This window comes from Gillisella taibaishanensis (genome assembly GCF_001938985.1).
GTDB lineage: Bacteria > Pseudomonadota > Alphaproteobacteria > Rhizobiales > Rhizobiaceae > Allorhizobium > Allorhizobium taibaishanense.
In genome coordinates this window covers 194,323-208,104 of record NZ_MKIN01000027.1, presented here as the reverse complement: position 1 = coordinate 208,104, position 13,782 = coordinate 194,323, and the positions used below count along the sequence as shown (strand labels likewise).

Below are 13,782 nucleotides of genomic sequence, written 5' to 3'. Positions count from 1 at the left end.
CAAAGGCCAGACGGCGCCGTCTTCGGCTCATAACAAATGTTTACTTTGTGAAAGGCCGTGTTTTCTCGGCAACCATTGACGGGCTGATCCTCAATGGCGCAGCTGTTTCGCCGGCCTTCAGGCGAGGGGCGATCCTTGCTGTTGCAATCGCGCGCAAAACCGACATGATCGCCCGATACCCAAATCGCGCTTCCTAACGCGACAGACACGACCGATCCTGAAATGCCGGAGTAAGCCCCATGTCGATCAATCCTGAAATTTCCTTTGCCACCACCGCCACCGTTGAGGCGGGCCTGGTACTCAGCCTCAAGGAAGCCGAAGCCGGCGCGCCGGCGGCAGCTGGCCAGATCGATCCCTCAGGAATTTTCGCCAAGGCAGCAGCGACAGCGAAATTCAAGGCCAAGGCGATGTCCGTACTCGACATCATTGCGCCGGCAGGCTCACCGGCCGACCGACTGATCGTTATCGGCGCCGGCAAGGCCGATGATCTGACGCCTCATGACTGGTTGCGGCTCGGCGGCACGGCGGCTGCAAACCTGAAGGGCGCCGAGACGGCGACGGTTTTCCTCGATGCCGAGGGACTGTCGGTGACGGCAGAGGCGGCCAGCAATTTTGCGCTCGGCATACTGCTGCGCGCCTATTCCTTTGATGACTACAAGACCAAGAAGAAGGACGACGACGACCAGGAAGCCAAGGCTGTGCGCGTCACCTTGGTGACATCTGTGGCCAAGGCGGCCGAGCACCTGTTTGCGGCGGATGGCAAGGCGGTAGCCGATGGCGTCATTCTCGCCCGTAATCTCGTCAACCTGCCGCCCAACGTGCTTGGGCCTGTCGAATTTGCCGATCGCGCCAAAGCGCTGGAATCACTTGGGGTCGAGGTGGAAATCCTCACCGAAACCGAGATGAAGGCGCTTGGCATGGGCGCATTGCTCGGCGTTGCGCAGGGCTCCGTAAGGCCGCCGCGCCTGGCGATCATGCAGTGGAAGGGTGGCAAGCCCGACAGCCAGCCGCTCGCCTTCGTCGGCAAGGGCGTGGTCTTCGATACTGGTGGCATTTCCATCAAGCCGGCGGGTGGCATGGAAGACATGAAGGGCGATATGGGTGGCGCTGCCGCCGTCATCGGCCTGATGCACACGTTGGCGGCCCGCAAGGCCAAGGTCAACGCAGTCGGCATTCTCGGCCTGGTCGAAAACATGCCTGACGGCAATGCTCAGCGCCCCGGCGATATCGTTACGTCGATGTCCGGCCAGACCATCGAAATCATCAATACCGATGCCGAAGGCCGTCTCGTGCTGTGCGATGCGCTCTGGTATTGCAACGACCGCTTTAAGCCGGCCTTCATGGTCAATCTGGCGACCCTGACCGGGGCCATCCTGGTGGCACTTGCCAACTTGCATGCCGGTCTGTTTTCCAATGACGATGCGCTCTCCGAGAACCTGCTGAAGGCGGGGCTTACCACCAATGAGCGCCTGTGGCGCATGCCGCTTGGCAAGGATTACGACAAGCTGATCGACAGCAAATTTGCCGACATGAAAAACACCGGCGGCCGCCATGGCGGCTCGATCACGGCGGCGCAGTTCCTCAAGCGCTTTGTCGGTGAAACGCCTTGGGCGCATCTCGACATCGCCGGGACGGCCATGGCCTCGCCGAAAGACGAGATCAATCAGTCCTGGGCTTCCGGCTTTGGCGTGCGCCTGCTCGACAGGCTGGTTCGGGATGCCTATGAGGCTTGATGGGATACCGAGACAGTGACCGATGTCCTGTTCTATCACCTGACGGAAACCCGACTTGAGGACGCGCTGCCGGCTCTGCTTGAAAAGAGCCTGGAGCGCGGCTGGAAAGTCGGCGTGGAAATGCGCGATCCCGGCCGTTGCGAGCGGCTGGATCAGCATTTGTGGAGCTATCGCGACGACAGCTTTCTTGCCCATGGCACCGATAGCGGCGAGCGGCCGGAGGCGCAGCCGATCCTGCTCAGCCTCAGCGCCGACAATCCGAACGGGGCGACGGTGCGCTTTTATATCGACGGTGCGGTGCCCGACCTGCCGCTAACGTATGAGCGGGTGGTCTTCGTATTCGACGGTCATGACCAGGCCGAACTGGAGACGGCGAGAGGCGAATGGAAGCGGCTGAAAGGCGAGGGCCATGCCCTGACCTATTGGCAGCAGAACAATCAGGGCCGCTGGGAAAAGAAGGCGTGACCTACCGGAGATAAATCCCTGTCCGCATCGGCGGGCAGGGCGCGGCGCATTGTCAGCGGCGTGACGCCATCAACTGCGGCGGCGTGGTGCTGTAGCGGAGCGTCACCACTTTATAGCCTTCCGAATCAAGCCGATTGAGCAGACGCGGCAGCATCGTCACGGTTCTCCCGTGGATGTCATGCATCAGCACGATGCCGCCATGGTGCACGGCGAAGGCTGCCATGGTGCGGTCCAGCACAGCATCGGGCCGATCCTTGAAGTAATCCTTGGTGTCGATATCGACGTCCAGCACGACGGTGCCGCGTGCAGCGAGCGCCGTTCTGAGCCGGTGGGTGTCGGCCAGATAGGGGAAGCGGAAGAAGCCGACGGTCTCGACCTCTGCTGCATCTTTCACGGCCTTTTCGCCGCGCATGATCTCGTTCATTGCCTGATCGAAGGCCATCGCCTTCAGGTTTGGATGGCGGAAGGTGTGGCTGCCGATCGAATGACCGCGGCGCAAGACTTCCTGGGCGATTTCCGGATGCGCCTTGGCCATTTCCCCCACCATCATGAAGGTCGCCTTGACGTTGTAGTGGTCCAGCGTATCGAGAATGGTTTCTGTCTTGGTCAGCGCCGGGCCGTCATCGAAGGTCAGGACCACTTCCTTCGGGGCAAGCTTGATATCGCCGATGCTGGAAACGGTGAGCGTACGGCCCGCCAGATGGCCTGTTTTGCCCGACCATTTTTGCGGCTCCATGGCCACGGGATCGTCTGCCTTCAGCGGCGCGGGACGTGTGGTCACCGGCGCAAACGAGGTTTTCATGGAGGGTGATGTGGCAAGCTGGTTGCCGGCACAGCCGGTAAGGCCCAAAGCCAATGAAATGCTGGCGAGCAGACGAAGCATCATGAGGTGATTCTGCGTGAAAGACGATGCGATCACCTAGCCAGTTTATGGTTAACCAATCGTTTCTTTGCTTTAAGTCTGGTTAATCTATTTGGCTCGATATCCATGCATATGGACATGCGACAGCACCGTGCCTCTGTCTCGGCGCACGGTGCTGTCTATAATGCGCAGTAATCAGGCCGCCTGACGTTGCGAGCTTTGGCGCCGGCCGCCCGGATCCAGCTTGAAGTGTGAAATCAGCCGGGCGAGGTTGGAGGCGTCGTCGGCCAGCTGGTTGGTGCTGGCGGTGGTTTCCTCGACCATGGCAGCATTGCGCTGGGTGACCTGATCCATCTGGCTGACAGCGGAATTGACCTCTTTCAGCTTGTAGGACTGTTCTTTGGCAGCATTGGCGATCTGGTGGACCTGGGCGTTGATATCGACCACATGGTCGCGGATCTTGGAAAGCGCATCGCCGGTGGCGGTGACCAGCCGGACCCCGACATCGACCTCCTCGCCGGATTTGGTAATCAGCGCCTTGATATCCTTGGCGGCGCCTGCAGAACGCTGCGCCAGTTCACGCACTTCCTGAGCCACGACCGCAAAGCCTTTGCCAGCTTCACCTGCACGGGCCGCTTCGACGCCTGCATTCAAGGCCAGAAGATTGGTCTGGAAGGCGATCTCATCGATGACGTTGATGATATTGCCGATTTCGCCCGAGGCCTGCTCGATCCGTCCCATCGCCGAGACCGCGTCGTGAACGACAGAGGCCGATTCTTCTGTACTGCGCCGGGCTTCGTCAACCATGCGGCTGGTGTGCTGGGCTCGCTCTGTTGAGGAATGCACTGCCGTGGTGATTTCCTCAAGCGCCGAAGAGGTTTCTTCGAGTGCTGCGGCCTGCTGTTCGGTGCGTTTCGCAAGATCGTCAGAGGCAAAGCGTAGCTCGCCGGAGCCGGAATTGATCATGTCGATCGAGGAACGGACCTCACCGACAATGGCTCTCAGCGCCGCCATGGTGCTGTTGACGTTCTGCTGCAATTCGGCAAAGGCACCGTGAAACTGGCCCCGCATGGTGTCAGTCAGGTCGCCGTCGGAGAGAGCGGCGACGATTCGGCGCGTTTCACCAAGACCGCTATCGATCGATTGCACAAGCTCGTTCATAGAAGATGCAAAGGCGTTCAAGTCATCGAAATCGAAATCGCGGGTGATACGCTGGCTGAAATCGCCTGTGACGGCGGCAGCCACCACTTCGCCGATGCTATCGCGCAGCTCGTCGCATTTCTGGCGCATATGCAGTTCCTGGGCATTCATCATCTGCACGCGTAGCCCGTTTTGCTTGAAGACTTCGAGTGCGCGCGCCATGTCGCCGATCTCGTTGTGGCGCTCCAGATAGAGAACCTGCGTGGCGAGATCACCGTCCGCCAGCCGGCGCATGGAGCGGGTCAGCCGCTCGATCGGGTTGGAGACGCCCTTGAAGACGAAGATCATTGCGCCGATGCCAGCGGCCGCGCCCAAAACCAGCACAAGCACATTGAGCGCGAGCGACAGTCGGTAAGCCGAAGCCGCATCCTCGTACATGTGATTGGCTGCGTCGACATTGGCGTCGCGGAAAATGTCGGCCTGATCATCCATGGCCGAATAGGCCGTGACCATGTCTCCAGTCAGCAGGGCAGCGGCCTTGTCCTTCTCGCCCTTGGTCGAGAGAGCCACCATCTTGTCATGAATTGTCACATAGGAGGTCATGGCCACCTTGAATGCCTCGAAAGCCTTGCGCTCCTGGGGCAGCGAAATCATCGCGTCATAGGTCTTCATGCGCTTTTCGATCTTCTGCAATTCTTTCTTCAGGGCCTCATCGGCCTCCTGCACCGCCTGCGGCGTAGAACTGAGGATATGGCGCGTTTCCAGCCCCCGCAGATTGGCGAGCGAGATATTGAGGCGGTTGGTGATGTCGACTGCCGGAACGGCAGTCTTGGCCAGTCCCTCGACATTGGCAAAAACACCGGACATGGACGACAGGGCGAACCAGCCCTGAAGGACGAGAAGGACCATCAGCCCGGTAAAGGCGCTGGCCAGCGATGTCTTGAGCGAAAGATTGAGATGCATTGGTCTGTTCCAACGGGGCCCGCGCCAAAGCTCATCTTTGTCAGCAGGCGTGCTTGCACCAGCCCGCGCAGCTCATTGCGCGGACTCCGGGAATACAATCGTGTCAAAGTGCTGGAGGCAGCACAGTCAGGAAAAACGAAAGAAAACCACTTGCTGCCGTAAGAGTAACGGCTGCGAGACGAGGTTCAGGCCGGGGCGAGCGCTGAATGGCCGGACTGGGCAGCGCAAACCGGCACGGATCTTGCTAGCCTGTCCATGAGGGCGATGATCTTTTCTAATATTTAAAATATCGCTAATACATCGTTAGCCATATAAATGCAGGGGTTCATCTGCAAACCTGTTAATATTCAGGGCATTAGGAGATTACTGCACGACGGCAATCAGCCATCATAGTAGTGCAGCGCAAAAATAGTCAGCGCGCAGCAGAGATTTCTTTCCTAGCGGCAAAGCGAAGGGGAAGTTGGCTACCAGATTTGGTGCGAAGTAGGGTTAATTTCACTTTATAGTTGTGCTCGACTTGACTGAATGACGCCGTCAGCCCGCCATTGCGTCTTCGTATTGTGTCGATAAATCCAGCCACTGTTCCTCGGCGTCAGCAAGCTTGGCGGCGGCCTCGCCGCGTTGCTTGATCTTTTCCGCAGCCTTGGCCGGGTTCTTCTCATAGAGGGATGGATCTGCAAGTTCCACATCAAGCGCTTGAATCAATGTCTCCAGCTTCTTGGTCAGGGACTCGATTTCATTGATCTTTTTCTTGAGCGGCGCCAGGCTGGCGCGTTTTTCGGCATTGGCCTTGCGCTGGTCGGCTTTGGTGGCTGCTTCTGCGGTTATTTCAATTTTTTCGTCTTTTTTTTTGCCCGAAGCGACAATCAAATCGCGGTATTCCTCCATGTCGCCTTCGAATGTGGTGACGGTGCCGTTATTGACCAGCCACAGCCGGTCCACCGTCGCTTCAATCAGATGGCGATCATGGGAAATCAGGATGACAGCGCCTTCATAGTCGTTCAGCGCCTCAATCAGCGCCCGGCGGCTGTCGATGTCGAGATGGTTGGTCGGCTCATCGAGGATCAGCAGGTTCGGCGCATGGAAGGCGGCAAGCCCCATCAGCAGCCGAGCTTTCTCACCGCCCGACAGATCCTTGGCGGCGGTCGACATTTTCTCGGTAGCCAGCCCCATCTGGGCGACTCGGGCGCGCACCTTGGCTTCCGGGGCAGCTGGCATCAGCCGGCGAACATGTTCGACCGGCGTGTCCTCGGGGACCAGGTCATCCAGCTGGTGCTGGGCGAAGAAACCGATCTTCAGGCTGGGCGCCAGCCGCAATTCACCGGTTTCCGGCGCCAAGCGGCCGGAGATGAATTTGGCGAAGGTCGATTTGCCGTTGCCATTCGAGCCCAAGAGCGCGATGCGGTCATCGGCATCGATGCGCAGATTGAGCCCCTTCAAGATCGGCTTGCTAGGCTCGTAGCCGACAGCGCCGCCGTTGATGGCGATGATCGGCGAGGCCGGCTGCTTTTCCGGCTCCGGAAAGGTGATCGGCTGAACGTGATCCTCTATCACGGCGGCAACCGTGCCCATCCGCTCCAGCGCCTTGACGCGGCTCTGGGCCTGCTTGGCTTTGGTGGCCTTGGCCTTGAAGCGGTCGATGAAGCTTTGCAGATGCTTGCGTGCCGCATCGTTCTTGGCCTTGGCCTTCATCTGCAATTCGTCGTTCTCGGCCTTCTGGCGTTCGAACTGGTCGTAGCCGCCGCGATAGAAGGTCAGTTTCTTCTGGTCGAGATGGACGATGGCATTGACCGCGTTGTTGAGGAGATCGCGGTCATGACTGATGATGATGACGGTGTGCGGATAGCGGCGGATGTAATCTTCCAGCCACAGCGTGCCTTCAAGATCGAGATAGTTGGTGGGTTCGTCGAGCAGCAGCAGGTCTGGCTCGGCAAACAGCACCGAGGCCAGCGCCACGCGCATACGCCAGCCGCCGGAAAAGGCCGAGGCCGGGCGCTGCTGCGCCGCTTGGTCAAAACCGAGGCCGGCGAGAATGCTGGATGCCCGCGCTTCGGCCGAATGGGCGTCAATGTCCACGAGCCGCATCTGGATATCGGCAATCCGGTTCGGATCGGTAGCCGTTTCGGCTTCCTCGAGAAGCGCCGTGCGCTCCTTGTCGGCGGACAGCACGATGGAAATCAAACTGTCTTCGGTCCCCGGCGCTTCCTGCGCCACCTGGCCGATCCGGGCACTTTTCGGGATCGATACCGAGCCGCTTTCCGACGCGAGATCGCCGGTTATCACCCGAAACAGCGTGGATTTGCCGGCACCATTGCGCCCGACAAGGCCCGCCTTCGTGCCTGTGGGCAGCGAAAGGCTGGCATGGTCAATCAGCAGGCGGCCTGCAATACGGGCGGAGACGTCATTGATGGTAATCATGGTCCGCGTTTTGGCGGATATGCGCCGCTAACGCAAGAGCCGTCATGCTGGCTTCTGCAAGCGTTGGAAATAGGGAAGATCAAGCGCCAGTGACGGCTTGCCCAGCACGGTCAGAATCATATGCGCCTGGCCGCGATGATGGGTCTGGTGGTTGAACAGATGGGCCAGCACCTGGCCGAGGTTCTGCCGTACCAGATCAGGGGTGGTAATCCTCCGGTACTCGATATCGTCTGCCAGCTGCTCCGGTGTCAGAGCCGCGCAATAGGCGACAATCCGGGCATCGGTCGCTCGTCTTTCTTCGGCAAGGCTGGCGAGGTCAGGGCAGGGGCGGTCGTCCAGCCGCTGATGGCTCGGACCCTCGCCAGTCAGTCGCTGCATCCAGATCTGATCGGCGACGACGAGATGGCTGAGCGTGCCGAACAGGGACTTAAAGAACGCGCCGGTATCGCGGTGCAGTTCTTCCTCGCTCAGTGTGGATGCCGCCTCGTAGAGCTTCTGATTGACCCAGGCATTATAACCCGCAAACATCGTCCAATGGTCGATCATGCTTCAATCCTCGTTGTCGGTCTCTTCGGTTTCAGGTGTCGGCTGGGCTGGCCTTCACGGCTTTGAGTCCAATCTAACATTGCTTCCGCCACAGGGGGGTGATGGGAGCCATGAAAATTCCTGATTTGATTTTGCTGTCGTTCTCGGCTGAAGTTTGTAGCCATCATGGAGATATCGATGACGACCATTCTCTACTCGCTCGCCGGTGCCGATCGCAGCCGTCCGTTTTCACCGCATTGCTGGAAGATCGTGCTGGCACTGCGCCACAAGGATCTGGATTTCGAAGAAAAGCCGCTGGCCTTCACCGAAATTTCTGAGGTCGAAGGCGGTTTTTCCAAGACGGTGCCGATCCTGCGGGATGGCGATAAGCTTGTATCCGACAGCTTCCAGATCGCGCTGCATCTGGAGGAAGCCTATCCAGACCGGCCGAGCCTGTTTCGCGGCGAGGGGGGCAAGGCCATGGCCCGTTTCGTCGAAGGCTATTCCCAGACCACCATCCACCCGGCCATCAGTGCTATCGCGCTGATGGATATTTATAATATCCTCGCGCCCGCCGATCAGGCGCATTTCCGCAAGACTCGCGAGGCGCTGTTCGGCAAACCGCTGGAAGAGGTATTCCCTGACCGGGACGGCGCGATCGCCGCCTTTCCCGCCAAATTGCAGGCGCTGCGGCACATGCTTCGCTCCCAGCCCTTCATCGGCGGTGAAAAGCCGCTGTTTGCCGACTACATTGTCTTCGGAGCCCTGCAGTGGCTGAAGGTGACGACCGGCTCCGTGCATCTACCGCAAGATGACAAGGCGCTGGATTGGTTCGAACGCTGCCTCGACCTCTTCGACGGTGCCGGGCGCAAGGTCGCCTGACGTCACCGCCGAAGTTTGGCCCGTGGGATTTAACGTCCGTAGGTCGTCGTAATCGTCGCTTTGGCAAGGGCATTGGCATTGCCCATGAAGCCGATCAGGGCGCCGCTGGCGGAGCTGTCGAGCGGCAGTTTGTCGACCTTCAGCGCAGTGACGGTAAAGACGTAGCGGTGCTTCTGGCCCGGAGGCGGGCAGGCGCCGAGATAGGCGGGCACGCCGGCATCCGCCCGGCTCTGGATGGCGCCTTGCGGGGCGCCCTTGTCGGCGGTTATGCCCACATCGAGTTTATGGACGTCAGCGGGAATATCGAACATCACCCAGTGCCAGAAGCCAGAGCCGGTCGGGGCATCCATATCGTAGAGACTGACGACAAAGCTCTTGGTATCCGCAGGCGCGCCGCTCCATTCAAGGGCAGGGGAGCGATTGCCGCCGGTGCAGCCAAACACGTTGCTCACCTGCTGTTCGCTGAGCGTACCGCCGTCTTTCGCGTCGGGGCTGGTCAAGGTGAAACCGCCGGCCATGCTGGGACCGGTGAATGCCGCCAGCAGGCAGGTGGTTGAAAATGCGATCAGGGCGTGACGGATCGAAGGCATGAAGGCTCTCCAGAAGGACTTGCTCCGGGTCAAAGGGGGCAAGCAAAAGGGCTAGCGTAAAGACGATAGCATTCCGATCTTTCGGAAACGCTCATCGCCAGATGGCCCCTCTGTTGTAGAGATCGTCCGATTACAGCGCGGCTCCCGAACGCTCAATTTCCGCTCCGGATTGCTCAATCGTCCCCTGCGGCACCCGAATTTCATGGGGCGACAAGCCAAACCTGTTGCGGAACCGGGCGGCAAATTTGGAGGCGGATTCGTAGCCCACGTCGAGCGCGATCCTGTTGATCGGCATATCCGTCGACTGCAGCAGGCCAAGGGCGGCCGTCATCCTGACATCGGCAAGAATGTCGGTGAGGTTCGTGGCCTGGGCTGCAAGTTTCCGCCGCAAGGTTGCCGGGCTGATGGCAAGCCGTGCCGCCAGGGCGTCGCTGCTCCAGTCGGAGGACGGGTCTTGTTTGACGATCGTCCTGATCCGCTGCACGAGGCTCGGCTCTCCATGCGCGCCGACCCTGATCCCCATGGACTGCAATCGCAGGATCAGTTCGCCGATGATATGGCGATTGAGTTGCTCTTGATCGCTACGGTCAGCGTGAATGGCGGCCTCCGTGCGGTCGAGAGCGAGGAGAAAATCCGGATCGCTGTGAACCTTGCTTGGCTGAACCGGCGCGGATAGCTCAGGTCTGGCAAACTCCCTCAGAAGATCATGCGAAAGCGCGTAGGCATCGCAGTGATAGATCCCATGGGAGTCCACGGCGTTGACGATCGTGCATTCCAGTCCCTGCGGCAGAAAAATCAGCTCACCGGAGCAGGTCTCCAGCGACAACTCGTTTGTAATCGCCCGTTTCCAGCCGCGCCGGACACGGATGATGACAGGCTGATCGACCGTGAAATGCCGAAACGTGCCGGTTGATGCCTGGATGATCGAGACATGCGCCGCAATGTCATTCAGCTTGCGCACGAAGCGAGTCTGGGTCTTTGAAAGGCAATTGAGCAAGGGACGGCTCTCGATATGGTTTAATGAGCGTTTCCGCACGCATAATACTTCTTTGGAAGACCGGCTATTATGACGGCTCCGTGAAAATCGTCCATCCCCCTTGTTTTCGCGAATCGGTGCGGGTAGAAACCGCCCACTTTCCCTTACGAACAAAGGACACGACGATGGCGATTGAACGCACCTTCTCGATGATCAAGCCGGATGCAACCAAGCGTAACCTGACGGGCGCGATCACCAAGGTTTTTGAAGACAACGGTCTGCGCATCGTCGCCTCCAAGCGCGTCTGGATGAGCAAGCGCGAAGCCGAAGGCTTCTACGCCGTGCACAAGGAACGCCCCTTCTTCGGCGAACTGGTTGAAGGCATGACCTCTGGCCCAACCATCGTTCAGGTTCTCGAAGGCGAAAATGCCATCCTCAAGAACCGCGAAATCATGGGCGCCACCAACCCGGCCCAGGCTGCTGAAGGCACGATCCGCAAGCAGTTCGCCCTGTCGATCGGTGAAAACTCGGTTCACGGCTCCGACGCTCCGGAAACCGCTGCCGAAGAAATCGCTTACTGGTTCTCGGCCACCGAAATCGTCGGCTGAAGCCTGATCGAGACATAAGTCTCGAATGCTTGATCTGCAAAACCGGGGCCGAAAGGCTCCGGTTTTTTATTTGTCTTCACGTCTTTGCCGCCGGTGCTGGGCAATCGGTCTCGGGCGAAAAGTCCTGGCTGCCATCCGCCTTGAACACATCTGGATTGGGCGTGTAGATCGGCCCGACGACGAGGGGCCGGGCCGGCAGGATCGTCTGGTCGAGCGTCGAGGTCAGGGAGGTCTCGATGGTCTGGATCGACCTGTCCTTGGCGTCCACGATCCGGATCGAAATCACATAGGGCCGGTTCTTGACGACGCAATGCACCGGCGGGCTTTCCAGCGCGATCTTCTCCCAGAAAGGGAAGATCTTGGTCCGCGTGACCAGCGGCGGACCGCCGCGAGGATCTTCATAACGGGTTTCGGCAAAGCTCTCATCCGGTAGCGGGCCGTTGCGCGCCAGCGTCAGGACATAGGTGGCGCTGGCCAGCCGATAATTGAAGATGAAGACTTTGCCAGACACTTTCAGCGGCTCGTTCTTCTCGCTGCGCTGGCAGCCCGCTGGGATCGCGAGCGCAGCCAGGAGCGCCAGCAAGGTGAGGCCTGGGCGATATCGCGTCATTGCTCTTGCTCCCCTTGTGCCACTTGTTGCAGTTGGCGGCGGTAGTGGCGGCTGGCTTTGACCCGGTTGCCGCAGACGGCCATGTCGCACCAGTTGCGGCTGCGGTTCTTGCTGCGGTCGAGAAACAGCCAGCCGCAATGGCCGCAAATCTTCAACCGCTGCTGCGGCACCTCAGCCAGAAGCCGAAGGGCGGAATGCGCTGTCGCCGCCTCGATTGCCGTCTCCGATGTCGCAGCCCGCAGCATCGCTGCGGACGCCTCCAGCATATCCGCCAGCGTCTCCCGCTTTTCTTCAGCTGAACCAGTGCCCGCAGCTCCGCAGCGAAAGTGCCGATCCACCGCTTCCCTCAAGTCCATGAACCCACCGAGCGTCTCTGGCTGCACAGGATCGAGCCGCTCGAACAGGGCGCGCTCCGCACAGAACTGCATCGCCGCCGGCGCAAATGCTGCCAGCTGGTCTGGCACGGCAAATCGGTCGAGGCTGCGCGCCGGATCGAAACGCAAGATGACGCTGTTGGCGACGTCGAGCGCCAGCGCGCCGCCGGCAAAACGGTGAGGGGTCCAAGTAAAGCTCATAGAAGAATTATAACTGGTAAAACCTGTTTTACCAGTTATAATTCTTCTCGACCGTCCTGCCGGAGTTCGTCATGGCCTATCTGTTGCAACAGGTGCTGAATGCCCTGCCATTGGCGGCGCTCTATGGCCTGTTGTCCTTCGGCTATGCGCTATCCTTCGGGATGACACGGCGGGTAGATATCACCTTTGGAGCGCTCTTCGCCTTCGCCGGGCAGATCTTCGTACTGTTTACCGATATCGGCTGGAACCGCTATTATCTGATCCTGCCAGCGTCGCTGGGGCTCGGAGCGGTCGCGGCGCTGGCCTATGCGCTGGGCGCCAGTGCCTTCATTGGCCGTCATGTGATGCGACCGCTGTTTCGCCAGTCTTCCAATGCGCTGCTGGTCGCGTCGCTTGCCGTGCTGATCCTCTTGTCGGAAACCGCGCGGCTGGCCTCTGGGTCGCGGGATATCTGGCTGTCGCCCTTTCTCAATCAGCCTGTCGTGCTGATGAAGAATGCCGATGGCTTTACCGCCAGCCTTACCGTCTTGCAGATCGTCAATACCGGAATGATGGTCCTGCTGATCGTGACCTCGGCCATTGTCATGCGCGTCTCAAGGCTCGGACGCCTCTGGCGTGCCGTCGCCGACGATCCGCTCGCCGCTCGCTTCTGCGGCGTCGATGCCGACAGGGTGTTTGTTGCAGGCTTTCTGGTCGCCGGTGCGCTTGCCACCATCGCCGCCATTCTCTCCACCGCCTATTACGGCACGATGGATTTTAGCGCGGGCCTGGTTTTCGGGGTCAAAGTGGCTTTAATCGCGGCGGCCGGCGGACAATCGCATCCGCTGCATGCGGCGCTTGGAGCCGCAGCCGTGGCACTCGCCGAAACGCTCTGGAGTGGCTACGGCCCAATTGTCTGGAAGGATTTCGTCATCACCGGCTCACTGGTCATCCTGCTGATCGCCAGCCGCCGGGAAAGGCTCATTCCGTAACCTGGGTCCACTTCTCCCGCGCCGCATCGTCGGCGTCGCGGGCGGCGACCCAGTTGCCGCTTGTACCGTCCTTGCCATGCTCCTTCTTCCAGAAGGGGGCGGCGGTCTTCAGGAAATCCATCACGAAATTGGCGCCGTCAAAGGCGGCCTGGCGATGGCTGGAGGCGGCTATGACAAGCACGATCTGCTCGCCACCGGCAATCTTGCCGAAGCGGTGGATGACGGTCATCGCCAGAAGATCGAAACGCTCGATGGCAAGCTTGGCGATCCTGGTCATCTCGGCTTCGGCCATCCCCGGATAATGTTCGAGCTCCAGAGCATCGAGCCGCCCCTGTTCGTCGCGGCAGAGGCCGACGAAAGACACGAGGGCACCGATATCCCGGCGGCCATCGGTGATCGAAGCGCTTTCTGCTGCAGCGTCGAAATCCTCCCGCTGCACGCGGATCATAGGCGCAACCATGGTC

General features: G+C 59.9%; 14 protein-coding genes. 5 read left to right on the top strand and 9 right to left on the bottom strand.

Features of this window, described 5'->3' with window-relative positions; genetic code table 11:
- Positions 1 to 239: 239 nt before the first annotated feature.
- Both BJF91_RS22460 and BJF91_RS22455 read left to right on the top strand, forming a co-directional pair.
- The gene (locus BJF91_RS22460; RefSeq protein ID WP_075616753.1) at positions 240 to 1,733 is read left to right on the top strand and encodes a leucyl aminopeptidase; all 1,494 of its coding nucleotides are present in this window, start codon (positions 240 to 242) and stop codon (positions 1,731 to 1,733) included.
- Between the two features lie 15 nt (positions 1,734 to 1,748).
- The gene (locus BJF91_RS22455) at positions 1,749 to 2,198 is read left to right on the top strand and encodes a DNA polymerase III subunit chi (RefSeq protein ID WP_075616752.1); all 450 of its coding nucleotides are present in this window, start codon (positions 1,749 to 1,751) and stop codon (positions 2,196 to 2,198) included.
- Between the two features lie 52 nt (positions 2,199 to 2,250).
- On the opposite strand, the gene BJF91_RS22450 is transcribed toward BJF91_RS22455, so the two are convergent.
- The 4 genes from BJF91_RS22450 to BJF91_RS22435 all read right to left on the bottom strand — a co-directional run bounded on the left by BJF91_RS22450 (position 2,251) and on the right by BJF91_RS22435 (position 8,127).
- Positions 2,251 to 3,084 (bottom strand): polysaccharide deacetylase family protein, encoded by an 834-nt coding sequence (locus tag BJF91_RS22450; protein ID WP_075616751.1) that lies wholly within the window; start codon positions 3,082 to 3,084, stop codon positions 2,251 to 2,253.
- A 171-nt stretch (positions 3,085 to 3,255) separates the two neighbouring features.
- The gene (locus tag BJF91_RS22445) at positions 3,256 to 5,163 is read right to left on the bottom strand and encodes a HAMP domain-containing methyl-accepting chemotaxis protein (RefSeq protein WP_075616750.1); all 1,908 of its coding nucleotides are present in this window, start codon (positions 5,161 to 5,163) and stop codon (positions 3,256 to 3,258) included.
- Between the two features lie 534 nt (positions 5,164 to 5,697).
- Positions 5,698 to 7,581 (bottom strand): ABC-F family ATP-binding cassette domain-containing protein, encoded by a 1,884-nt coding sequence (locus tag BJF91_RS22440; protein ID WP_075616749.1) that lies wholly within the window; start codon positions 7,579 to 7,581, stop codon positions 5,698 to 5,700.
- Between the two features lie 42 nt (positions 7,582 to 7,623).
- Positions 7,624 to 8,127, bottom strand: coding sequence for a DinB family protein (locus BJF91_RS22435; RefSeq protein WP_075616748.1), 504 nt, complete (start codon positions 8,125 to 8,127; stop codon positions 7,624 to 7,626).
- A 177-nt stretch (positions 8,128 to 8,304) separates the two neighbouring features.
- Here BJF91_RS22435 and BJF91_RS22430 point away from each other — a divergent pair, with 177 nt between their 5' ends.
- Entirely contained in the window at positions 8,305 to 8,988 is a 684-nt protein-coding gene (locus tag BJF91_RS22430; protein ID WP_075616747.1) for a glutathione S-transferase family protein, read from the top strand.
- Between the two features lie 29 nt (positions 8,989 to 9,017).
- Here the strand turns inward: BJF91_RS22430 and BJF91_RS22425 are convergent, their stop codons facing one another.
- Together BJF91_RS22425 and BJF91_RS22420 are read right to left on the bottom strand one after the other, a co-directional pair.
- Complete coding sequence (locus tag BJF91_RS22425) at positions 9,018 to 9,578, bottom strand: YbhB/YbcL family Raf kinase inhibitor-like protein (RefSeq protein WP_083943440.1); 561 nt, start codon at positions 9,576 to 9,578, stop codon at positions 9,018 to 9,020.
- A gap of 130 nt (positions 9,579 to 9,708) precedes the next feature.
- On the bottom strand, positions 9,709 to 10,539 hold the full coding sequence (locus tag BJF91_RS22420) for a helix-turn-helix transcriptional regulator (protein WP_139310821.1): 831 nt from the start codon (positions 10,537 to 10,539) through the stop codon (positions 9,709 to 9,711).
- A 200-nt stretch (positions 10,540 to 10,739) separates the two neighbouring features.
- Here BJF91_RS22420 and ndk point away from each other — a divergent pair, with 200 nt between their 5' ends.
- Positions 10,740 to 11,162: a nucleoside-diphosphate kinase gene (ndk, locus tag BJF91_RS22415; RefSeq protein WP_075616745.1), complete on the top strand. Its 423-nt coding sequence runs from the start codon at positions 10,740 to 10,742 to the stop codon at positions 11,160 to 11,162.
- Between the two features lie 76 nt (positions 11,163 to 11,238).
- Here the strand turns inward: ndk and BJF91_RS22410 are convergent, their stop codons facing one another.
- The gene (locus BJF91_RS22410) at positions 11,239 to 11,772 is read right to left on the bottom strand and encodes a hypothetical protein (protein WP_075616744.1); all 534 of its coding nucleotides are present in this window, start codon (positions 11,770 to 11,772) and stop codon (positions 11,239 to 11,241) included.
- The gene (locus BJF91_RS22405) at positions 11,769 to 12,347 is read right to left on the bottom strand and encodes a CGNR zinc finger domain-containing protein (protein ID WP_075616743.1); all 579 of its coding nucleotides are present in this window, start codon (positions 12,345 to 12,347) and stop codon (positions 11,769 to 11,771) included. Before BJF91_RS22405 ends, BJF91_RS22410 begins: the two co-directional genes overlap by 4 nt.
- Positions 12,348 to 12,418: 71 nt before the next feature.
- Here BJF91_RS22405 and BJF91_RS22400 point away from each other — a divergent pair, with 71 nt between their 5' ends.
- Complete coding sequence (locus tag BJF91_RS22400; RefSeq protein ID WP_075616742.1) at positions 12,419 to 13,318, top strand: branched-chain amino acid ABC transporter permease; 900 nt, start codon at positions 12,419 to 12,421, stop codon at positions 13,316 to 13,318.
- On the opposite strand, the gene BJF91_RS22395 is transcribed toward BJF91_RS22400, so the two are convergent.
- Positions 13,308 to 13,778 (bottom strand): molybdenum cofactor biosynthesis protein MoaE, encoded by a 471-nt coding sequence (locus BJF91_RS22395; protein ID WP_075616741.1) that lies wholly within the window; start codon positions 13,776 to 13,778, stop codon positions 13,308 to 13,310. The genes BJF91_RS22400 and BJF91_RS22395 overlap by 11 nt on opposite strands.
- Between the last annotated feature and the right edge of the window lie 4 nt (positions 13,779 to 13,782).